This window comes from Micromonospora craterilacus (assembly GCF_003236315.1).
In the GTDB taxonomy this organism is placed as follows: domain Bacteria; phylum Actinomycetota; class Actinomycetes; order Mycobacteriales; family Micromonosporaceae; genus Micromonospora; species Micromonospora craterilacus.
On the sequence record NZ_POTY01000062.1, the window covers coordinates 1 to 21,833 of the forward strand.

The window sequence follows — 21,833 nt, forward strand, 5'->3', positions numbered from 1 at the left end:
GGGTTGCACCCGCCCAGTCCGCCCCCGCCGAGGCCGGGCTGCACGGCCGCGTCCTCGACCACCTCGGCACCGCCATCTGCGGCGGCGACCTGACGGCCGGAGCCGTGCTCAACATCGACGAGCTGGTCGACCGCTACGCGGTGTCCCGCTCGGTGATCCGCGAGGTCCTCCGGGTGCTCGCGTCGATGGGATTCATCGAGACCCGCCGGCGGGTCGGCGTCATGATCCGTCCAGCCAACGACTGGAACGTCTTCGATCCCCAGGTGATCCGCTGGCGGCTGGCCTCGACCGGCCGCATCGCCCAGATCCGCTCGATCACCGAGCTGCGCACCGCCGTGGAACCGCACGCCGCCCTGCTCGCTGCCCAGCGGGTCGACCACGACGAGGCCAGCGAACTGGTCGGCCTCGCCGCCAAGATGTGGGCCGCCGGCAAGGCCGGCGACGAGGAGCGTTTCCTCGCTCTCGACATCGAGTTCCACCAGCGGGTGCTCCGCGCCTCCGGCAACGAGATGTTCGTCAAGCTGCAGACCCTGGTCGCCGAGGTGCTCATCGGCCGCCACCACTACCACCTCATGCCACACCACCCGCACGAGCAGGCACTCCAGCTACACGCGGACGTCGCCCAGTCGATCCAGCGGGGCGACGGCGAGGGCGCGCGCCGGGCCATGGTGCAGATCATGGAACACGCGTTCGAAGAGATGTCCTCGATCTGGGAGCAGAAGCACACCACCGAGCCGCATCCGGCCTGAGCCTCCCGTCGCCACGCGCCTGGTCGGACGACCGACAGACAAAGGTCGCGCTCGATCCGGCATCGAGTGGTCTCCCAGGCGTGAGAAGACCACTCGATCCGGGATCGAGCACGACCTTGGCCTCGGAAAGCAGGAATCCACCCAGACGCCGCACGCAGTACCGCGCGCAGCGCGGAGGGATCCCTACCCGTCAGGGCAGGAAGAACATCAAACCGACACGATCGGCGTGTCGACGAGGTGTTCGGCGATGAACCAGGTCTGTAGTTCGTTGGTCCGGATGATGTTCGAGACCAGCATGTCGTTGCTGCCGTCGTCGCCCATCTCGACCACCCGGGCTGCGGCGTCGTGCGCGTCGGTGAGGATCGTCTCGTGCGCCTCCAGCAGGCGCGACAGCATCGCCGGCACCTCCTCGGCGCCGTCGGGCGGGCGCGGTACCCGGGTCAGCTCGGCCACGTGCCGCGGGTCCCCCACGGCGATCCCGCCCAGCGTCTGGATCCGCTCGGCGACCATGTCGACCAGTTCGAGCTGTTCGTCCGCGTGCTTGTCGAGCAGCAGGTGCAGTTGGTAGAAGGTCGGCCCCCGCATGAGCCAGTGGTGTTTCTTGTACAGCGAGTGCAGGATGCGGGTGTCGGCGAGAACCCGGTTCAGCCGCTCGCACGAGTACATTCGCGTGTCGTACGACAGGGCGACCGGCAACTGCCGGACGGTGCCGAACGCCTGGATCTCGCGGCCGTGCTGGTGCAGCCGGGGCTGGCTGTCCGACCGCTGCTTCTGCTGGGTCATGCTGTCCTCCTCGGGTGTCGGTGAATGCTGAAGGCGGCGGCCCGGACCGCATCCGCCCAGGCGGTGGCTCGTCAGGCGGTGGCTAGTCAGGCCGCGGCTCGTCAGGCCGCGGCTTGGTCCGGCCCGGCGGCGGTACGGCCCTGCTCGGCGAGGATCCCGGTCGCCTGTCCCACCTCGATCAGGTAACCGTCCGGGTCCCGCAGGTAGCAGCGGATCTCCACACCGTGGTCCTTGGGCTCGGTCAGAAACTCCCCGCCGCGCGCCCGCCACTGGTCGTAGACCGCGTGCACGTCGGTGACCCGGATGTTGATCGCGCCGCTGAGCGTGTCCGGGTCCGGCGGCGCCAGGGCCCGCACGGTCGGCTTGTCGTCGGTGGGGCCGCCCTCGTCGTTGATCACGATGTAGCTGTTGTGGAAGCGCAGGATCGCCGGCTGGCGTTCGCGCACCACGGTCGCGCCCAGCACCTGCCGGTAGAAGTCCCGCGAGCGGTCCACGTCCCGCACGATCAGCAGATGGGTGAGCACCATCCCGCCCGCTGGCTGGAAGTAGTCCGGCGCTTCGTCGGTCATCCCCGCCTCCCGAAGTCGAAAGCCGGGGCGTACCCGCTGACGGCGCCCGCACACCCGCGGCGCCGTGCCGCTCTGCGGCGTGCCGGCCGACCTGCCGGTCCCGGCCCAGTACGGCCCGCCGTCGGTCTACTATCCGCCGGCCGTGGTGGTCGCGCCACTTCCTCATGCATCAATAAACTTGCAGTTTTCTATTGCATACGGCGGATCATCGCGACAAGATCGGCAGAAGCCAGCGGAGGGGGTGGCGGATGACGGATGTCCCGGCACCGTCCTTGGCCATCGGCATCGGCTCCTCGCCGGCCGAGCGCCGGCAGCTGGCCCAGCTGCTGGGCGGGACCGAGGCCTTCCTGATCGTCTCCAGCGCCGAGCAGGCCCGCAAGTTCCTCGACGCGGCCGCGGCGGGCCCGGCCGCGATGGTGGCCCCGCCGGTCGAGACGGTGATCGACGCGACGGTGTCGGACGACGACCGGCCACCCGCCACCCTGAGGATCGACTCCGACCGACGGGTGCTGCACTGGCTGGACCGCGAGATCGAGCTGACGCCGCTGGAGCACGACGTCCTGTTGTGCCTGGTCGGCGCGCCCGGACAGGTCTGGACGTACGAACGGCTGCACGTTGAGGTTTGGGGCAACCAGCACCTCGGCCGCGGTTCGCACATGCACTCGGTGGTGCGGCGAGTACGACGCAAGCTCGCCCGGCTGGACGCCACCGCGACGATCCAGGCGGTCCGCGGGGTCGGCTTCCGCCTCGCCGCGGCCTGACCAACGCCGCTGAGGCCGCGCTGCCGCGGCCGGCGGCCGCGCTGCCGCGGCCGGCGAGAGTGAGTCCGGCCCGCCGGGTCGGAGACCAGGCGGGCCGGACCTGTCAACTAACGGTCAGCTGTCAACAGCGGACCGGGGAGAGCGCGAAGTTCTCCACCTTCGGGGTGCCACCGCCGATCGACGTCTTGCGGGTCTGGGGCTTCCAGCCCTCCTTTGCGACGATGATCGTCAGCGGGTTGTGTTGGCTGTCGAGCCAGTAGGCGTACCTGCCCTCGGCGTCGGTCGCGAACGACCACGACAGCCGCTTCGAGTCGACCTGCACGAGCGCATCGGCGATCGGTGCGCTCGCCCCCTGGCAGCTGGTCCCGGTGACCGTGCCCGTCAGCTTGCCCCACGACTTGGGCGGCTGCACGTTCATCGTCACCACGACCGGCTGCACCGTGTACGGCGTGTTCTGCTTGATCGAGACCAGGCCGTTGTAGGTACCCGGCTGGTCGACGCTCGCGGTCATCCCGACGGTGACCGTGACCTTCTGGCCCGGTGCCAGCGTGACCGCCGTCTTGTCGATGGTCATCCAACTGACGTCGGCGGGCCGCTCGGCACACTCCTCGAGACCGGGTAGCACCTCGCTGTCCGGGGTCGCGTTGAAGCTGCCGGACGAGCCGCCGACCTTGTAGAAGCCGCACGCCGCAGCACCGCGGTACCGCGCCGTGTTGGCGTTCGGCAGGTTGGACCAGGCGCTGGTGGCCGGGTCGTAGCTGAAGCCGGCGTTCGTGACGGCTCCGGCCTGCACCCCGCCGACGACCAGGAGCTTGCCGTTCGCGACGGCGAACGAGCTGGCCCAGCTGTCGACCGGCGCGTCCGCGACGGCGGTCCAGCTGTCGTCGCCCGGGTCGAAGGCGTAGCTGGCCTTCAGCGCCACGGACCCGTCGTTACCACCGGTGCAGTAGACGACGCCGTCGATCCCGCCGCAGGCGGCGAAGGCCACCGACCTCGGGTAGTTGGGCAGCGTCTCCCACCGGTCGCCGCCCGGGTCGTACCGGACGACGCTGTTCGACATCGGCGTGCAGGACGCCGTGGTGCAGCCACCGATCGCGTACAGCTTGCCGTCGACGACCGCCTGCCCGGCAGCCGAGCGCGGCGCGGGGTTGTCGGCCTTCCTCGTCCACGAGTTGGCCGCCGGGTCGTACGACCAGGTGGTGGCGTCCGGACCGGCCGCCGCCCAGCCGCCGCTCGCGAGGATCTTCCCGTCCACGACGCCCACCGTCATGGCGTTGCGCGCACCAGGAAGGTCGGCGATCGGCGCCCAGTTCTGCGCGATCGGGTCGTAGACGTAGTTCTTCGCCGTGGAGGCCGATCCGTTGCCGCCGCCGATCGAGTAGACCTTGCCGTCCAGGTTCACCACCCGGTTGTCCATCACGTTCGCCGGGTAGTTGGCGATGTTCGTCCAGGGCTCGGCCTGCGGGCCGACCGCGGCGGAGGTCGCCGTCTCGGCCTTTCCGGACGCCGCCGCGGCGAACGAGGTCGGAACCGTGAGCCGCTGCTCCGGCGCGCCGCTGGAGTTGAGGACGTGCTGCTGGTTGATCCGGGACCCGTCGGCCCGGAGCAGCTCGAACCCGCCGTCCCGCTCACCGAACTCGACGTCGACCGGAGCCCCGCCGGTGTTGGTCACGGTGAACGTCCTGTTGACCTTGCCGGAGGGCATCTGGACCGTGCCGCTCACCTGGTCCGGCTGAACCGACAGCCGGCCCGCCGCGAGCTGGAACTCCACCGCCGTCGCCGCGTGCGCCCGGACGTCGACCTGCTTGCTCTGGCTGACGTACTTGCCGGCGGTCGCGGTGAACTTGTGGGTGTCCGTCAGCGACGAGAACATCCAGAAGAAGCCGTCCGGCAGGTCGGGGTCGTCCGGGGTCGCTGCGGAGGTGGCCTTCTCGGCCGGCCGGTCGTCGCTGGTGACGGTGGCGCCGTTGACGTAGCCGTCGTCGTTCCTGTCGCGGACGTGGCCGAGGACCAGGCCGCCGTCGACCGGCTTGCAGCTGACCTCGCTGCCGATCAGCACATTGTCGACCTGCCACCACCAGGCCCAGGCGGCGTCGTAGTAGTGGAACCGGACCCGGGTCTGGGCGTTGCCCGCGGCCTGCGGGATCGGGACCTCGGTCACCAGTGGGCCGCGGACGTTCGTCGACTGCCGTAGCACGTTGGTCCAGGTGGTGCCGCCGTCGAGGCTGAGGTCGACGTCGGCCCGGTGGGCGGCGCCCAGGTGCCGGAAGTCCTGGTTGAACCGGATCACCGGGGTGGCGACGTCGGTCAGGTCGACGACCGGGCTGACCAGCGAGCTGTCCTGCCGCTGGCCGCTGCCGTAGTTGTCGCTGTCGATGATGGCGAAGTTGCCGGTGCCGCCGGTCAGGTTGCCGCGGTTACCGTTGTCGGTGAACCTCCAGACCTGCCCGTTGCCCAGGTGGTCCACCAAGGACCAGCCGGCCGGCGTGGTGCTGCCGTCGAAGGTCTCGTACACACCGTCGGAGCCGTACCGGTATCCGGGTGCGGTGGTGCAGGCGTTGGCCGCCACCCGTACGGCGACGTCGCTCGTGACGTCGCTCGAGCCGACCACGACCTCCCGGGTCACCGTCTGATAGCCCGGGTACTGCGGCTCGATCTTCAGGGTGTACGTCGTCCCGGCCGGGAGCTTCATGCTGTACCGGCCGTTGGCGGGAGTGGTGTAGTCGGACACGCCGGAGCCACCCTCGACGCTGACCTTCGCGTAGAGCGGCCAGCCGTGGCCGGAGCCGTCGGTGACCGTTCCGCTGACGGTGACGCTCGGCACCGCGGTCAGCGCGACGTTGGTCGTCGTGGTCGCGTCCTTGTTGATGGTCGCCGACACGGTCCTGCTCGCATAGCCGAACGCCGTCACGGCGACCTGGTAGCCGCCGACCGGCAGGAGCGAGGAGTACTTCCCGTCGGCCCCGGTGGTCAGCTGGCGGTCCGCCGGGCCGGTCAGCGCCACCGTGGCACCCGCGATCGGGGCACCGGTGGCGGCATCGGTGATCGTGCCGGCCAGGGTGCCGGTGTCACCGATCGGGGCGGCGTTGAGCAGCGCGAGCACGTCCAGCCGGCCCTCGCCGTACACGTTGTTGTTGCTCGCGGTGCCGCCGCACTGGGCGTCGGCCTTGTCGACCGCGGTGGTGTTCAGCAGCGTGCGGGTCGCGTTGACGTCACCGACCAGTGCCGGTGCCGCCGACCACAACAGCGCGATCGCGCCGGCCAGGTGCGGAGCGGCCATCGAGGTGCCGTTCGCGGTGCCGTAGCTACTGCCCGGGAGGCTCGACCGCACGTTCACCCCGGGCGCCGAGATGTTGGGCTTGATCGTGCCGCCCTGTCCCGCGCCGCGGGCGGAGAAGCTGGCGATGTTGTTGTTGATGTCGTACGCGCCGGCGGAGTAGTTGCTGGTCAGGCTGCCCGGGGAGCCACTGGTCTGGCACGCGGGACCGCTGTTGCCGTTGGACCAGACCCCGAAGATGCCCGACGCGGTCCAGGCGAGCGTCACGTCCTCCATGAACGGGTCGTTGGAGGGCAGCGTGGTTCCCCACGAGTTGTTGATGATGTTCGGCCGCTTGCTGGCGTCCGGGTTCTGGCCGTTGAGGTCCCTCGGCTCGAGCATCCACTGGCCGGAGGAGATCAGTGCGGCGTCGGAGGGACAGCAGCCGTTGGCCGCGATCCACTTGACCCCGGGCGCGACGCCGATCTGGTTCGCACCGTCGGAGCCGGCCATCGTGCCCATGGTGTGGGTGCCGTGGCCGTTGCTGTCGCAGGGCGCGGCGGCGCAGGTCCCGGCGGCGTTGAACCAGTTGTAGTTGTGGTCGAAGGTGCCGTCACCGTTGTTGCCGCGGTACGAGTTGACCAGTGCCGGGTGGTTGAACTGGACGCCGGTGTCGATGTTCGCCACCGTGATGCCCGCACCCGTGACGCCGTACTGGGACCAGACGTCGTCAGCGTTGATGTTCGCGATGCCCCACTCGACCGCGTTCACCGCCTTCTCGTCGGTGCCCTTGGTGACCTCGGGCACCTTGTAGGCGATCGGGGCGTACAGGCCCTCGACCTCGGCGTGGGCGGCGATGTTCTGCGCCATCGTCAGCGAGCCGTCGCTCACCTTGATGGCGTTGGTGGCCCAGAACGTCTGGTACTTCACGCTCGCGGCGTCGAGCTCAGCCCGGATCTTCGACTGGCTGTCCGCGGCGGTCTTCTTCAACGCGTCCGCGACCGCGGTGCCTCGCTTCGCCCAGTCCTTGATCGCACTGGCCTGGCCCAGGTCCGCCTTGTCGTTGAACCGGATCCAGAAGTCGCCCTCCCGCTCGGCCTGGAGCTGTTTTGTCAGCTCCGGGCGTATCTTGTCCGATGGGGAGGCTGCGCCTGCTCCTGCCCCGGCAGACGCGGCCTGCGCACCGGCGCTGGTCGCGGCCAAACCTGTCGCGGCGAGGACCAAGGCCGCGCCGGCGCTCACCAGGGATCTGGCTGTGCGCCTTCTGTTTCGACGTTCCAGCATGGGTGCTGCCTCCTCCAGAACGATCCAGGGTTGATCGACTGTGACGAAGGGTGCGGGAGATTCGCTTCCGGAAATGACGGGATGTACGGACGAAACCCCATGCCCCTCAGGTGCCGCGCGGGTCACGCTGGCTACCCGTCTGGACACTATGGCCGGGCTGAAAGGACGATCAAGCACATGACGTCAGCAACATGTCACTAAGAGTTGCCGGCATGGCGACCAGCTTGACAATTTTCGTCACGACCGCAGCGAACCTGGGCAGATATTGCCCACCGTCTCCGGGTGGGCGCCATGGCCGAGGATGACCAGAGCACCGCGCCGGGTGGGTCCGACCCGGCCGAGGAACTGTTTCCCCTGTTGATAGCGGTGACGGCCTCGCCGGCCGAGCGGATCTGGCTCGCCGAGCGCCTCGACGGCATCGCGCCCCTGCTGCTGGTCGCCGACCTCGACGAGCTGCGCAGGCTGATCGTGGCGCCGCCGCCACCTCCCGGGGCGTCGTCCGCGCCGGCGCTCGACGAGCCGCCCCCGGTGGCCGACACACTGCTGATCGACTCGGCCCGGTCCATCGCTCGCTGTCGGGACCGGACGGTCAGCCTGACCCGACTCGAACACGACCTGCTGATCTGCCTGACCGCCGAGCCGGTCCGGGTCTGGAGCTACGCCGAGCTGCACCGGTCGGTCTGGCGGGACGAGGGGCGGCAGCGCCGGGCCGACGTACAGTCCCTGGTCAAGCGACTGCGGCGCAAGCTCACCGAACTCGGCACCGGTGTCAGCATCGACGCGGTACGGGGGGTCGGATTCCAGCTGACCGACCACCAGCGGCCCAAGGTCCGTGGCGCGTGACCTGCCTGATTTGGGCAACCCGGTGCCTGGGACGCCGGAGCGGGCCAGCGCCCGTGGCACGGTTGCCAGGCTCGTCCGGCAGGTCGCCAGCCCGCGCCGTCGCCAACCGGGATCAGTCCCCGGCCAGTCGCTGGGCCATCACACCGCCGGCCTCGACCAGCCATCTGGTCGGGTCGTCGAGTGCGGCCGCGACCGATCCGGCCAGATCCGCGAGCGAGATGGCATCCGACACCGACCGGGGCACCGGGCCGGTCAGTTGGCCGGCGACGACGCCGACCTGCACACCGACCGTCCCGGCCTGATCGAGCAGCGACCCGACGACCTTGCCGGTCAGCGAGGTCTGGTCGAAGCGCCCCTCCCCGGTGACGACGATGTCGGCGCCGGCGAGCGCGGCCGGCATCCCGACGAGCGCAGATATCGTCCGGGCCCCCGGCAGAATGCGCGCACCCCAGACAGCGGCCAGGCCGTACGCCGTACCACCAGCCGCGCCGGACCCCGGCTCGTCGGGCCGGCCCCCGAGCACCTGGGCCAACCGGCGTAGCGCCCGGTCCAGCACGTCGACGTCGTCGGGCTGCGCGCCCTTCTGGGGACCGTATGTGGCAGCGGCGCCGGTCGGTCCGGCCAGCGGCGCGGTCACGTCGACCAGCAAATCGATCCCACCGGGCGGCGGGGGAATCAGTCCACCGACGTCGATCCGGGCGAGGTCGACCAGTGCCGCGCCGCCGGGCGGCAGGTCGCGGCCGGCGGAATCCAACAGCCGCAGGCCCAGCGCGCGCAGCGCGCCGGTGCCACCGTCGGTCGACGCCGAGCCACCAAGCCCGACGACCAGCCGAGTGGCACCGGCGTCCACCGCGGCACGCATCACCGCGCCGAGCCCGCAGGTGTGCGCGCCGAGCGGATCTGGGGTGCGCATCAGGGGCAGGCCGCTTGACTGGGCGAGTTCGAGGACGGCCGACCCGTCCGACAGCAGCAGCCAGCCGGCGTCCACCGTGCGCCCGTCGGGGCCGCACACCGTCTCGGTCATCCGCCTGGCCTGCGGCAGCGCGGTGGCGAAGGCGTCGATCGTTCCCTCGCCACCGTCGGCGAGGGGTAGCTGACGTACCCCGTCGGCCGGCCGCCGGGCCAGCCAGCCCCGAGCGAGCGCGCGGGCAGCCTCGCCGGCGGCGAGGCTGCCCTTGAACGAGTCGGGCGCGATGACGACCCGCATGTCAGCCTTCGAGCACCAGGTCGACGTACCGCTGCTTCATGGTGGCCAGGACCTGGTCGGGGTCGGTCGCCCACACGTCGGCGTTGAAGATCTCGACCTCGGTGTCGCCGGTGTATCCGGCTGCCTCGACCGCCCGCCGGAACGGCGCGAACTCGATGTGGCCATCGCCCATCATGCCGCGCCCGAGCAGTACGTCGGCCGGTAGCGGAGTCAGGAAGTCGCACACCTGGAAGCTCGCGATCCGGGCACCGGCCCTGGCGATCTGCGCCCACACGTCGGGATCCCACCAGATGTGGAACGTGTCGACGACGACACCGACCTGCTCGACCGGGAACCGCTCGGCGAGGTCGAGCGCCTGCCCGAGGGTGGACAGGACGGCCCGGTCGGCACAGTACATCGGGTGCAGCGGTTCGAGGGCCAGCCGCACTCCACGCTCGCCCGCGTACGGCGCGAGTTCGGCCACCGCGTCCGCCACCCGCTGCCGCGCGCCGGGCAGGTCCCGGGACCCGCCCGGCAGGCCGCCGACGACCAGCACGAGGCAGTCGGTACCGAGACCCGCCGCTTCGTCGATGGCGCGCCGGTTGTCGTCGAGCGCCGCGCGACCCGCGTCACCGGACGCGGTGAGGAATCCACCACGGCACAGTGACGACACGCGCAGTCCGGCGTCGGCGACGGCCTTCGCCGCCGCCGCGACGCCGATCTCGGCGACTGGTTCGCGCCACAGGCCGATCGCCGGGATGCCGGCTCTGACGCAGCCCGCCACGGCCTCCGGTACGGACCACGACCTGGTCGTCATCTGGTTGAGGGACAGCGTCGCCAGACGAGGATCGGAGGTGGTCATGCGATCACCACCCCGGCAACCGACAGGTACTGCCGCATCCGCTCGGCGGCCAGCTCGGGGTCGAGCAGCAGGCCGGCCGCGTCGGCCAGGCGGAATGTCTGGACCAGGTGCGGCACGCTTCGGCCGCTGTGCAGGCCACCGACCATCGTGAACCCGGGCTGGAAGCCGTTGAGCCAGGCCAGGAACGCAATGCCGGTCTTGTAGTACTGCGTCGGTGCGGAGAAGATGTGCCGCGACAGCGGCACGGTGGGCTCCAGGATTGACAGGAACCCCGTCTCGTCGCCGGCGTCGAGCCGCTGGAGCGCGGCGGACGCCGCCGGGGCGATGGCCGCGAACGCGCCGAGCAGCGCGTGGCTGGACCGCTGGCCGTCGCCCCGGATCAGCTCGGGGTAGTTGAAATCGTCGCCGGTGTAGACCCGTACCGTCGGCGGCAGCAGTTCGCGCAGCTGGACTTCCCGCTCGGCGTCCAGGAGGGACACCTTGACCCCGTCGACGACTCCGGCGTGGGCGCTGACCAGCGACACGAACGTCTTGGTGGCCTCGTCGAGGTCGCGCGAGCCCCAGTAGCCGGCGAGCGCCGGGTCGAACATGTCGCCGAGCCAGTGCAGTACCACCGGTGTGGTGACCTGGGAAAGAATCTGCTCGTACACCCGCAGATAGTCGTCCGGTCCGGCAGCGAGCGCCGCCAACTGGCGACTGGCCATCACGACGGGCGTCGCCCCGGCGTCCTGGACGAAGGCGACCTGCTCGGCGTACGCGGCCACGATTTCGTCGAGACTACCGACCGTCGCCGGCAGTTGGTCGGTAGCGGCGCCGGCCACGATGCGCCCACCGCACGCGGCCGCCTCGGCGGCGCTGCGACGGATCAGCTCCTGGGTGGCGGCCCAGTCCAGTCCCATGCCGCGCTGCGCCGTGTCCATCGCCTCGGCGACCCCCAGCCCCCAGGACCAGAGGTTGCGCCGCACCGAAAGGGTGGCCTCCCAGTCGAGTCGGGCCGGCTGCCCGGGCGCGTTGTCGGTGTACGGGTCGGCCACGACGTGGGCGGCGGCGTAGGCGATCCGGCTGGCCGCCGGGGCGGCCGGCCGCAGCCAGCCCCCCGGCTCCCGCAGCGTGACCCGCTCGGTCGTGCCATCAGCGAGTGGCAGCGAGACGGTCGCGGTCACAGGCTCAGCTCCTCGACCTCGACACGCCGTCCCTCGCGCGCCGACTGCAGGCCCAGTTCGGCGAGCTGGACACCACGCACGCCGGCCAGGAAGTCCCACGGGAACGGCTCGCCGTCGACGACGTGCCGCAGGAAGGCCTCCCACTGCACCTTGAAGCCGTTGTCGAAGGGCTCGTTGTCGGGCACGGTCTGCCACTGCGATCGGAAGTCCTCGGTAACCGGCAGGTCCGGGTTCCACACCGGCATCGGCGTGGTGCCGCGGTGCTGGATGCGGCACTCGCGCAGCCCGGCGACGGCGCTGCCATGGGTCCCGTCGACCTGGAACTCGACCAGCTCGTCGCGGTTGACCCGGACCGTCCAGGAGGAGTTGATCTGGGCGACGATGCCGCCGGCCAGCTCGAAGATCCCGTACGCGGCGTCGTCGGCGGTGGCCTTGTAGATCTGGCCGGTCTCGTCGACGCGCTCGGGGATGTGGGTGGCGATGTGGGCGGTCACGGACGTCACCGGCGCGAAGATCTGCTCCAGCACGTAGTGCCAGTGCGGGAACATGTCGACGATGATGCCGCCACCGTCCTCGGCCCGGTAGTTCCAGCTCGGCCGCTGCGCGACCTGCCAGTCGCCCTCGAACACCCAGTAGCCGAACTCGCCGCGCACCGACAGGATCCGGCCGAAGAACCCGCTGTCGACGAGCCGCTTGAGCTTGCGCAGGCCGGGCAGGAACAGCTTGTCCTGGACGACACCGTTCTTGATGCCCTTTTCGGCGGCTAGGCGGGCCAGGTCCAGCGACCCGGCGACGTCCTCGGCGAGCGGCTTCTCCGTGTAGACGTGCTTGCCGGCCTCGATCGCCGCCCGAATCGCCTTCTCGCGCTGGGCGGTGACCTGGGCGTCGAAGTAGATCTGGTGGGACGGGTCGGCGAGGGCGGCCGCCAGGTCCGTGGTGTACGACGTGAGCCCGTGCCGGTCGGCGATCTCGGCGAGTTTGGCCTCGTTGCGGCCGACGAGCGTCAGCTCCGGCCAGATCCGGCTGCCGTCGCGGGCAAGCAGGCCGCCCTGTTCCCGGATGGCGAGCAGGGAGCGGACGAGGTGCTGCCGGTACCCCATCCGCCCGGTCACGCCGTTGAGGACGATACCGATTGACGTACGCTCCACTGTGTATCCTTCCAACTCTTCTGTTTCTATTCGGCGGTCGTCGTCGCGCCGAGCAGGTCGCGGATCCGCCCGGTGGCGCGGGCGAACACCGGCTCGGCCATCGTCTGGCCGTAGTCTCGGTCGGTGGGCAGATCCACATCGATGAGTTCGGCGACGGTGCCTGGGCGCGGAGTCATGACGACCACCCGGTTGGCGAGGTAGACGGCCTCGGCGATGGAGTGCGTGACGAGCAGGACCGTCGTTCCGGTCTCCCGCCAGATCCGGCGTAGCTCGATGTTCATCTGCTCACGGGTGAGCGCGTCGAGCGCGCCGAACGGTTCGTCCATCAGCAGGACCGGGGGGCGGTGCAGCAGCGCGCGGCACAGGGCCACGCGCTGCTGCATGCCGCCGGACAGCTCGTTCGGGTAGGCGTCCTCGAAGCCGGTCAGGCCGGTCATCGCGATCAGCGCGTCGGCTCGCTCGCGCGCCTCCGCCTTCGGCATCCGCCGGATCTCGGCTTGGAGCAGGATGTTGCGCCGCGCGGTGCGCCAGTCCAGGAGGGCGGCGCGCTGGAAGACGTACCCGATGTCGCGCCGCGGCCCCTGGACGTCCTCGCCGTGCAGCCGGACCTGGCCCGACGACGGTCGCAGCAGGCCGGACACCAGCTTGAGCAGCGTCGACTTGCCGCAGCCGGAGGCGCCGACGATCGACACGAACTCACCCGGCTCGATCCTTAGCGAGACGTCGGTGAGCGCGGTGATGTCCTTCTTCTTGGTGCGGAACCGGACCGCGACATCGTCGATCTCGACCGCGGCGCCGGTCGTCGTGGCGTCCGCGGGCCGCTGCGTGGTGGTGTTACCGGCCATCATCGAGGTCATCCCTTCGGCGCGAAGCTCGCGTCCCAGTACGTCGCCGGCGACTCGGCCTTCGTGATCACGCCCGCCTCGGCGAAGATCGCGATGGTCTTGTTCCAGTCCTCCTCGGCGTTCACGCCCGGTGCCTGGCCCTTGGTGGCGTCGGTGTGCAGCAGCTGAAGCGTGGCGTTGAACTGCTCGGTGAGGACCTTCTTGGAGGGAAGTTGCTGGGAGGCACCCTCCATCGCGTCCACCGCGCCGGCAGCGTTGCCTGCGGCCGCGGTCCACGCCTCGCTGGTGGCGGCGACCATGCGCGTGACGAGGTCCTTCTTGTTGCTGATGGTGTCCTCGTTGGCGAGCAGGCCGTTGCTGTAGAAGCTGAGGCCGTGCTCGGCGAACTTCAGGTACGAGACCTGCTTTCCGGCCTTCTCCTGCATCGTCGGGCCCTGGTCGGTGGCGAAGCCGAGCAGCGCGTCGGTCTGGCCGGAGATGACGGCCGCCATCTTGCCCGCGCCGTCGGTGTTCTGCAGGGTGACGTCGCTGACGTCCATGCCGTTGGCCTTGAGGAAGGCCGGGAAGGTCCTGCTGAGTGCGTCACCGGCGGTGGAGGCGATCGTCTTGCCCTTGAGGTCGGCCGGAGAGTTGATGTTCTTGTCGCTGAAGAACTGCACGGACGACGCGGTCGTCTGCAGGAACACACCGAGACTCTTGACCTTCAGGCCCTGGCTCACCCCGCCCAGCAGGGCGGGGGTGTCCGCCCAGCCGAAGTCGGTCTGCCCGGCGGCGGTCGCCTGGATCGTCTTCTGGGAGCCCTGGCCGGCCTGGATGGTCAGGTCGATGCCGTGCTTCTCGAAGATGCCCTGCTTCTTGCCGAAGTAGAACGGCGCGTGCTCGCCGTAGGGGTACCAGTTGAGGGTGAGGGTGACCTGGTCGAGGCCCTGGGCGTTCTTGCCCTGTTCGCCCGAGTCCGAGCCGCAGCCGGTGGCGGCGGCCAGCAGCAGTGCCGGCATGAGCACTGCGGCGAGGGAACGCAACTTCATGGACTTCTCCTTTTACAGCGACGTCGTAGCGGCGTCGGTACGGCGGCTGGCGTGCCAGGGAAGGACGAAATACTCGAGCAGCTCGACGAGGACGAACAGGACCACGCCGAGCAGAGACATGATCAGCAACCCGGCGAAGAGCATGGGGGTGTCGAGGTTGCCGTTGGCCTGGAGGATCACGTAGCCGAGGCCCTCGTTGGCCAACGAACTCGCCGACCACGGCACCGGTCACGGCCATCGTCGCGGCGACCTTCAGGCCCGCGAACAGGTGTGGCAGCGAGGCGGGGAACCGGATTTTCCAGAACGTCTGTCCCGGACCGGCCCCCATCGTCGCCGACAGTTGCAGCATCTCGGGGTCGATCGACTTCAGGCCGGTGACCGTGGAGATGACGATGGGGAAGAAGGCCATCAGGACCGCGACCACGACCTTCGGCGTCAGGCCGAAGCCGAGCCAGACGACGAACAGCGGGGCGATCGCGATCTTCGGGATGACCTGGGCAAAGAGCAGTAGCGGGTACAGGCTCTTCTCGACCGTCGGCGAGTAGACCATGACGACGGCGGAGACCACACCGACGACGATCGCGATCGCGAAGCCGAAGATCGTCTCGTACGCGGTGATCCAGGTGTTGTGGGCGAAGTAGCCGGACTGACTCAGGATGACGTCGAGCGTCTTGCCAGGCGACGGAACAAGGTACGGCTCAACGAGGTTCGCGGCGGTCACCGCCCACCAGGCGGCGAAGATCGCCACGAGCACGGCAAACGGGCGCCACGTTCCCTGAACGAAGCGGGCGACGCTCACTCCTGCGCTCACTGGGCGGCGGCCTTTCACCGCGCTGCCCTGGGCGGACTTCGTCCGCTCCAGCAGGTCGGTTGAGCTCTGCGCGGCCATGACCCTCCGTTCTCCGTGGGCTGTCCGGGGTTCAGCAGCCGCTAGGTAGGCGAGGGCCATCGTGTGGACGGAGGGACTTCTTACCTCGCCGTACCAGGCCCTGCGACTGAATGCGCTTTCTGTAAGCGCTTTCCGAGTGCTAACGTAACCACGCCGAAACAAGCCGGTCAAGAACTTCCTCGGGGTGACTCAATGCAGCCACGGCCTCACTCGACGCTCGAAGATGTGGCCAAGGCCGCAGGTGTCTCGCCCGCGACGGCTTCCCGGGCACTCAACGGGACCACGCAGGTACGACCCCACCTACGCGAACGGGTACTCAAGGCCGCCGAGGAACTGGCGTACACCCCGAACGCGCACGCCCGGGCCCTCGCCGGCGCCGCCCACCGCACCGTCGGGGTCATCTGCCACGACGTCAGCGACCCCTACTTCGCGGCCGTCGCCGGCGGAATCATGCGGGTCGCCAGCGACCACGACCTGCTGGTGACGCTCGCCAGCACGTTCCGCGACCCTGAGCGCGAAGTCGCGTACGTGTCGATGCTGCGCGCCGAACGCGCCGCCGCCATCCTGCTCATCGGCTCCGGGTTCGAGAATCCGGACTGGGAGCGGGCCCTCGGCGCCGAACTCGAGCCGTACCTGAAGGGTGGCGGCCGCGTCGCGGTGGTGAGCCGGCACCGCAGCCTGCGGGTGGACACCGTACTGCCCGAGAACCGTGCCGGGGCGGGTGCCATGGCCCGGGCCCTGCTGGACCTGGGACACCGCCGGTTCACCGTGCTCGCCGGGCCACGGACGCTGACCACGGTCGCAGACCGAGTCGGTGGCTTCCGCGACGAACTCAGAAGGGCGGGCGTGGCCCTGCGCCCCGCCGACATCGTCGAAAGCGCCTTCACCCGTGACGGTGGGTACGCGGCGATGACCGAGGTGTTGACGCGCGGCCTGGATGCCACCTGCGTCTTCGCGGTAACCGACGTGATGGCCATCGGCGCGGTCGCCGCGCTGCGCGACCGCGGATTGTCGGTACCGGCGGACGTGTCGGTCGCCGGCTTCGACGACATCCCGATCGTCCGTGACCTCACCCCGCCCCTCACCACCGTTGCCCTGCCGCTGCAGCAGTTGGGGGAACGAGCCATCGAACTCGCCCTCACCGAGAACCCCGGACGGCGCCGCCGGATCCACCGGATGGCCGGTGAGGTTGTCATCCGCGCGAGTACCGCGAAAGCCCTGTAGAGAGAGGCACCTCGTGAACCACTCCCCCCTGGCCCTGGCCGGCCTCACGATCGAGCGCGTCGAGACATTCGCCGTCGCGCTCCCCACCCTGCGCTCCTTCGGCGTGTCCGGTGGGTCGGTCACCGTCGCGGGCAAGCCCAGCATCCGGATCCTCGTGAAGGTCAGCGCGGACGGCGTCGCCGGCTGGGGTGAGGCGACCCCGATCCCGGCCTGGACGTACGAGACGGCGGAGTCGATCGTCACCACCATCGACCGCTATCTCGCGCCGGCGATCCTCGGCCGTCCGTGCTGGGACCTCGACGGTGTGACCACGGCGTTCGACCGGGCCATCAACCGCGGGTTCACGATCGGCGCGCCGCTGGCCAAGTGCGCGGTCGACATCGCGCTGCACGACCTGCTCGGTCGGGCGCTCGGCGTACCGGTCGGGATGCTGTGGGGGCAGCGCCGCCAGGACACGGTCGAGCTGGGCTGGATCGTCTCCGGACAGACGGCGGACGAGGTCGCCGACTGCGTGGCCGAGGGCCTCGACCTCGGGTACCGCGCCTTCAAGGTCAAGGTCGGCCTGCACACCGAGGCGGTGGACACCGCCGTCGTGCGCGCGGTCCGTGAGGCGGCCCCGGAGGCCCCACTGTGGGTGGACGCCAACCAGGGGTACACCGTGGACGCCGCACTGCGGATGGCGCGGAACATGGCCGAGTTGGGCGTCACCGCGTTCGAGCAGCCGCTGCCGGCCAACGACGTGGCCGGGTTGCGCCGACTGCGGGAGGCATCCCCCGTCCCGGTCGCGCTCGACGAGAGCCTGCGCCACCCCAGTGACCTGGCCACCTTCGTCAAGCTGGAAGCCGTGGACGTGGCGATCGCCAAGGTGCAGCGCAGCGGCGGGCTGACCCTGTCGCGCCGACTGTGCGCGTTGGCCGAGGACAGCGGCGTACGCCTGATGGGCTCGGGACTCACCGACTCCGACCTCGGCCTCGCCGCCTCGCTGCATCTCTTCGCCGCATTCGGCATCGACACGCCGGTGGATCTCAACGGGCGCCAGTTCCTGAAGTCGTCCTACGCTACCGGCGCGACCGTCGAGGTCACCGACGGCACCGCCCGGGTACCGACCGGCCCCGGCCTCGGTGTGGACGTCGACGAGGCGGTCGTGCGGGAACTCGCCGTCGACGTGCTGAAGGCTTAGCGGGGTAGTTCCGGCGCAAGGGCATGACGCACCGCTCGGTCGCCGCGCGAACGCCACGGCGACCGAGCGAAGTGCGTTATCTCCGGCTCGACCAGAAGCCGATCAACTCCTCCGCCTTCGAGGTCAACGTCGATCTGGCGGTCTCTGACACGTGCCGTTGCATCGGCGGGTTACCCAGATGCCCCAGGAAAACCCCCATGTGCCTGGCGGCAGTGTCGAAGGAGTCTTTACCGGCATGATGCTCGGCGCTGTCCAAGGCGTTGCCGAGCTGCATCGTCAACGGACCGCCCAGATCCCCCGACGAGCGGTACTCCGCGATCAACTCGCGAATCGCCGTAGTACTCGGTGGCGCCGTCACCGTGATGCGCGCCAACGCTCGCAGCGACACACCGTCGACGCGTCCTCCGACAGTGAGCCGGCCCGGATGCTCGAGTCGGCCCGGATCAACACCGTCCCACTCCACCGCTACGGTGGCGTTCGATCCATCGCGATTGCGGACGGTGACCTCGGTCGGCAGCACGGGCGCCCGGCCCGCGAAGGTCTCGACGTCCACCGGCAAGACGGTGATGGCATCGTCAAGCTCGGCGCCGCCGATGTCCACCGAGAAGTAGCGGTTGGAGGTCGAGGTCCCGGTACCCGTACCGTCCCGGCTGCCGTAGCCCGTGATCCGTACGAGCCGCGCCTCGACCGGCGCTTCGAACCGAAACTCCTCCACGTCCTCCAGTGAGGTCTCGGCACCAGGGAGGACCTGGTGGCTCATGAGGTGACCATGGCCGAGGTTGTCCAACTGCCACGTCGGGTTCAGCACCCGGTGCCAGGTCACACCATCCACGGACACGTCGATGTCGAAGTAGTACTGCCTTCTGCTCTGGGTGTTCTTCGCGAATCCGATCGAGACGCGGTCGACCATCCTCAGACTGTCGCCGAGGTAGAAGCGCGCCGAGGCTCCGGTGCTTGAGGACACGTCCCACACGGTGTCCTTGTTCCCGTCGAGGAGATTCACGACAGTGCCGGACCCATGGCTCGCCGTCACCCTCTGATGCTTGGGCACCATGTCGTACGCGACGGTATATCGTCCGTTGATGTCGGTGCCTGCGTCAACCGTGATCACGTACGGCTGCGCGTAGTGGTCGTCGGGCTCCGCGACCGAAACGCTCGAACCCTCTTCGCCAATCGCGGTCAGGGCCGGAGCCTCATTGTCCAGTGGCACGGGAATGGTGTACCGCGTCACGTCCGGATCGAAGCCTGACAGCGGCTCGCCGTCCAGATATATCCCGGCCAGCTTGGGAATTCTCGTGTCCACCGTGTCCGACTCGTCGATGTAGTCGGGCACGGTGGTCGAGCTGATGTTACGCACCGCCCCGGCACCCAGTCGGTCGGCCAACTGGTGCAGGAAGAGGCTGTCGGGCGTTACGGCGGTGCCGTTGACGTACTCGTATGCCGGGAAGTTCGGCACGTACCCGGGGTCCACATTTTCCATGATGAACGGCACGCGTGGGGATTCCGCGGACTGTCCGAACAGGTAGTTCGCCGCCAGTGGGGGCTGGCTGATCATGTACGGGCCGTGGTTGTTCCACAAGGTGTAGTTGACACCCGCCCAGCCGTGCGCCGTGCCGTTGCTCCATCGGTTCTGCACGTAGATCCGGGCGTTCATATTGTCGAAGAGGCCGCCTGCGGACCACCTCAGATGCGGTTCACTGGCGTCCATGTTGTACAGGGCCGTCGAATCGTGGAACACGTATGGGCCGGTGACCCTCGCCTGGAGTACGTATGCGTGACGCGCATATCGTGCGAAGGCCCGCTGTACGAGGACGCCTGTTCCGCCGGAGATCGAGATGCCGTACCGGCGCTCGCCGGCGGTCGCCTTGCTGACGAACTCGACCACGTTGGCGTCCTGGACGGTCAACCACCGCACGCCGCTGTTGATCGATACACCCACGTCGATATGGTAGGTGGTGTAGTTCCGTACCCAGACGTTCTCGGCGTGCGAGAACCGCACACCGACCTGCGCGTGCAGTTCATCCTCGTACTGCTTGTAGGTGCTCCCGAAGGCGGTGCTGGTTCCCGTGACGGACTTGTCGAACCGGGAGATCAGCTGGAGGTTCTCGACACCTACCCCCTGGATCCTTCCGGTCGGGGTCAGCTTACGGACGGTGGCGGTTCCGTACTTCATGTCGAGCGCGTCGACCAACGGCCCCTCGAGCGTGATGGTGGACCTCGCCTGGTCCACCGCCTTGACGGTCCGCTCCTGATCGAGGTTGTCCCAGTAGGAGAGGTCGTCGGACCACTGATTCGCGGAGAGCCCACCCGGATAGTCGGTGATCACGTCCATGTAGAGGTCGTGGACCCACGCTCGGTTCACGGCCTTGTTCACCACCACGGTGTCTCCGGGCCGGAGGCCGTCGGTGTTAGCCAGCCGGATGGCGTGGGAGCCCGCCGGGACATATTGATCGACCACCGCCGTCGACGCCCCGGCGTCCGCGGTCGAGCTACCCGCGACGTTGATCAACGGCGTGTTCTTGTCGTACGTCGTCGATCGCCAGGTGGCGACCAGCTTGGTCACCGCCGGCTCGACCTCCTCCGACTGTGCGTAGTCGTACCAGGTGTCCGGGGTTATCGGTGGCGCACCTTGGTCAACCGTCCCCGGCCCCTCCCCCTTGATGACGATTCCGCTCGCGCCGACCTCGAGGGTCCGACTCGTTCGGTACGTTCCGGCCTTGAGGAGGAGTGCTCCTCGGAACCCGTCCGTGTCGGGCTTCAGTTGGCTGAGGGTGTCGATCGCCTGCTGGAGGCGTTGATAGTCATCCACATCACCGCCGACCGGCTCAAGGATGATCTTGACCGGGACGTTGGGTATCGCCACTCCTCCGCCCTTGAAGCCGACGTTGGAGTAGTCCACCACCCGATTGCCCTTGTGGTCCGGGGTGTAGACAAGCCGGCCGTCACTGCCGACCTGGACCGCCGGATACGGGTTGTGATCGCCGTAGGCGTTGGCTCCGGCCACCGCGGTGAAGTAGTACGTGTCGAAGTACCGCTTGTCACCGTCACCGATCTCGAACTCGGCGACGTACGTGCCGCCGCTGTCGGCCGTCACACTCGGCGCGACCACCAACTGGGCGCCCTCGTCGAGGTTCCGCTGGGGCACCGTGTGAACGATATCGCCCCGAGGGTTCCTGATCACACCGCCGATCGTTATCCGTTTGCGGGCAACCACCTTGAACCTGGGCATCGGGCCACCCTGCTCCACCAGGGCAGGTCGACCTATCGTCAGACTCATACCCGCATGGTCGGGAATGATGTCGACGACGTTCTCCGTCGGGTGGTTCGGGTCCGGAGGTGGCTCCGCCGCCACTCTGGTGAGGACCATGAAGTTGAAGATCCGGATGAAGTTTGCATTCAGCTTCATCTCGCCGGTCAACATGACGTACCTGGCTGTGACCGGCGCCGCCATCGTGTGAACCATCGTCTTGTTGCCGTTACCGTCAACCAGGTCAGCGGTATCCTGCTCAACGGCGATGGTCCAGTCTCTCGGCGGCCGGTAGTCTGCTAGACCCGCCGCCCCTTCTCTGGCGGTCGTGGAGAGTTCGTTCCACTTGTCGGCATCGCTGGTGTACTCGACTCGATACTCAGAGACTCGCTCTTTAAGCTCCGTGAAGTTCGTCTGGAAGGCAACGACAAACTGCGAGAAGGCCTTCTCGTCGCCGAGATCGACGGCGACCCAGAACCGGTTCTTCCCCGCCGCCATCGAGCTGGCGGTCGACTGGGACCGATCGACGTCCCAGTACTGGGATGTCCCTGCCCTGAACACGGCTTCCGGAGCGGAGCCGCCGCGGATCGAGCTCACCTTGACGTTCTCCACCGCGGAGCCGAGCGCCAGGTCCACCGGGACCGTGTACGGCGGGGCGGGGTCGACGGCCGCGAAGCCATTTCCTGGAGCCAACGTCGAGAGCAGTGAACAGACCAGCGCCAGGACGCCGCCCGTCAACGTGCGTCTTCCAAGGATCTTCATGAACTGCTCCTCCAAAGCGATTGCTCGCTGCAGCGTGAAGGGGCGCGCCGCAGG

The 21,833-nt window shown here is 69.0% G+C and carries 16 protein-coding genes and 1 pseudogene; 5 read left to right on the top strand and 12 right to left on the bottom strand.

Annotation, left to right across the window (positions count from 1 at the left end; genetic code table 11):
* Nucleotides 1-749, top strand: a 749-nt coding sequence (locus C1I95_RS12315) for a FadR/GntR family transcriptional regulator (RefSeq protein ID WP_199523719.1), incomplete at its 5' end; no start/stop codon positions are given.
* A gap of 207 nt (nucleotides 750-956) precedes the next feature.
* On the opposite strand, the gene C1I95_RS12320 is transcribed toward C1I95_RS12315, so the two are convergent.
* Complete coding sequence (locus tag C1I95_RS12320; RefSeq protein ID WP_111213942.1) at nucleotides 957-1,532, bottom strand: Dps family protein; 576 nt, start codon at nucleotides 1,530-1,532, stop codon at nucleotides 957-959.
* A 101-nt stretch (nucleotides 1,533-1,633) separates the two neighbouring features.
* Complete coding sequence (locus tag C1I95_RS12325; protein WP_111213943.1) at nucleotides 1,634-2,101, bottom strand: VOC family protein; 468 nt, start codon at nucleotides 2,099-2,101, stop codon at nucleotides 1,634-1,636.
* Nucleotides 2,102-2,349: 248 nt separating this feature from the next.
* On the opposite strand from C1I95_RS12325, the gene C1I95_RS12330 reads away from it, so the two are divergent.
* Nucleotides 2,350-2,862 carry a winged helix-turn-helix domain-containing protein gene (locus tag C1I95_RS12330; RefSeq protein WP_111213944.1) on the top strand — a complete coding sequence of 171 codons (513 nt, stop codon included), beginning with the start codon at nucleotides 2,350-2,352 and terminating at the stop codon, nucleotides 2,860-2,862.
* Nucleotides 2,863-2,983: 121 nt separating this feature from the next.
* Here the strand turns inward: C1I95_RS12330 and C1I95_RS12335 are convergent, their stop codons facing one another.
* Nucleotides 2,984-7,360 carry a S8 family serine peptidase gene (locus tag C1I95_RS12335; RefSeq protein WP_233513630.1) on the bottom strand — a complete coding sequence of 1,459 codons (4,377 nt, stop codon included), beginning with the start codon at nucleotides 7,358-7,360 and terminating at the stop codon, nucleotides 2,984-2,986.
* Nucleotides 7,361-7,693: 333 nt separating this feature from the next.
* Between C1I95_RS12335 and C1I95_RS12340 the strand changes: the two genes are divergently transcribed.
* Nucleotides 7,694-8,245: a winged helix-turn-helix domain-containing protein gene (locus C1I95_RS12340; RefSeq protein WP_111213946.1), complete on the top strand. Its 552-nt coding sequence runs from the start codon at nucleotides 7,694-7,696 to the stop codon at nucleotides 8,243-8,245.
* A gap of 112 nt (nucleotides 8,246-8,357) precedes the next feature.
* Here the strand turns inward: C1I95_RS12340 and C1I95_RS12345 are convergent, their stop codons facing one another.
* From C1I95_RS12345 to C1I95_RS36350, 8 genes and pseudogenes are all read right to left on the bottom strand, one after another.
* Nucleotides 8,358-9,452, bottom strand: coding sequence for a glycerate kinase (locus C1I95_RS12345; protein ID WP_111213947.1), 1,095 nt, complete (start codon nucleotides 9,450-9,452; stop codon nucleotides 8,358-8,360).
* Between the two features lies 1 nt (nucleotide 9,453).
* Nucleotides 9,454-10,293, bottom strand: coding sequence for a sugar phosphate isomerase/epimerase family protein (locus C1I95_RS12350; RefSeq protein WP_111213948.1), 840 nt, complete (start codon nucleotides 10,291-10,293; stop codon nucleotides 9,454-9,456).
* Nucleotides 10,290-11,456, bottom strand: a complete 1,167-nt coding sequence (locus C1I95_RS12355) for a dihydrodipicolinate synthase family protein (RefSeq protein ID WP_111213949.1) — start codon at nucleotides 11,454-11,456, stop codon at nucleotides 10,290-10,292. Before C1I95_RS12355 ends, C1I95_RS12350 begins: the two co-directional genes overlap by 4 nt.
* Complete coding sequence (locus C1I95_RS12360; RefSeq protein ID WP_111213950.1) at nucleotides 11,453-12,604, bottom strand: Gfo/Idh/MocA family protein; 1,152 nt, start codon at nucleotides 12,602-12,604, stop codon at nucleotides 11,453-11,455. The genes C1I95_RS12355 and C1I95_RS12360 overlap by 4 nt, the downstream gene beginning before the upstream one ends.
* A gap of 26 nt (nucleotides 12,605-12,630) precedes the next feature.
* Complete coding sequence (locus C1I95_RS12365) at nucleotides 12,631-13,452, bottom strand: ABC transporter ATP-binding protein (RefSeq protein ID WP_111213959.1); 822 nt, start codon at nucleotides 13,450-13,452, stop codon at nucleotides 12,631-12,633.
* 5 nt (nucleotides 13,453-13,457) lie between these two features.
* Nucleotides 13,458-14,477, bottom strand: coding sequence for an ABC transporter substrate-binding protein (locus C1I95_RS12370; protein WP_111213951.1), 1,020 nt, complete (start codon nucleotides 14,475-14,477; stop codon nucleotides 13,458-13,460).
* A gap of 12 nt (nucleotides 14,478-14,489) precedes the next feature.
* Nucleotides 14,490-14,681: a hypothetical protein gene (locus C1I95_RS36345; RefSeq protein WP_233513631.1), complete on the bottom strand. Its 192-nt coding sequence runs from the start codon at nucleotides 14,679-14,681 to the stop codon at nucleotides 14,490-14,492.
* A 46-nt stretch (nucleotides 14,682-14,727) separates the two neighbouring features.
* A pseudogene (locus C1I95_RS36350) lies at nucleotides 14,728-15,027 on the bottom strand (ABC transporter permease); the annotation flags it as partial.
* 531 nt (nucleotides 15,028-15,558) lie between these two features.
* On the opposite strand from C1I95_RS36350, the gene C1I95_RS12380 reads away from it, so the two are divergent.
* On the top strand, nucleotides 15,559-16,590 hold the full coding sequence (locus C1I95_RS12380) for a LacI family DNA-binding transcriptional regulator (protein ID WP_111213952.1): 1,032 nt from the start codon (nucleotides 15,559-15,561) through the stop codon (nucleotides 16,588-16,590).
* Between the two features lie 13 nt (nucleotides 16,591-16,603).
* Complete coding sequence (locus C1I95_RS12385) at nucleotides 16,604-17,770, top strand: mandelate racemase/muconate lactonizing enzyme family protein (RefSeq protein WP_111213953.1); 1,167 nt, start codon at nucleotides 16,604-16,606, stop codon at nucleotides 17,768-17,770.
* A gap of 76 nt (nucleotides 17,771-17,846) precedes the next feature.
* Here the strand turns inward: C1I95_RS12385 and C1I95_RS12390 are convergent, their stop codons facing one another.
* Nucleotides 17,847-21,779 carry an FIMAH domain-containing protein gene (locus tag C1I95_RS12390; RefSeq protein WP_146605703.1) on the bottom strand — a complete coding sequence of 1,311 codons (3,933 nt, stop codon included), beginning with the start codon at nucleotides 21,777-21,779 and terminating at the stop codon, nucleotides 17,847-17,849.
* Nucleotides 21,780-21,833 lie beyond the last annotated feature (54 nt).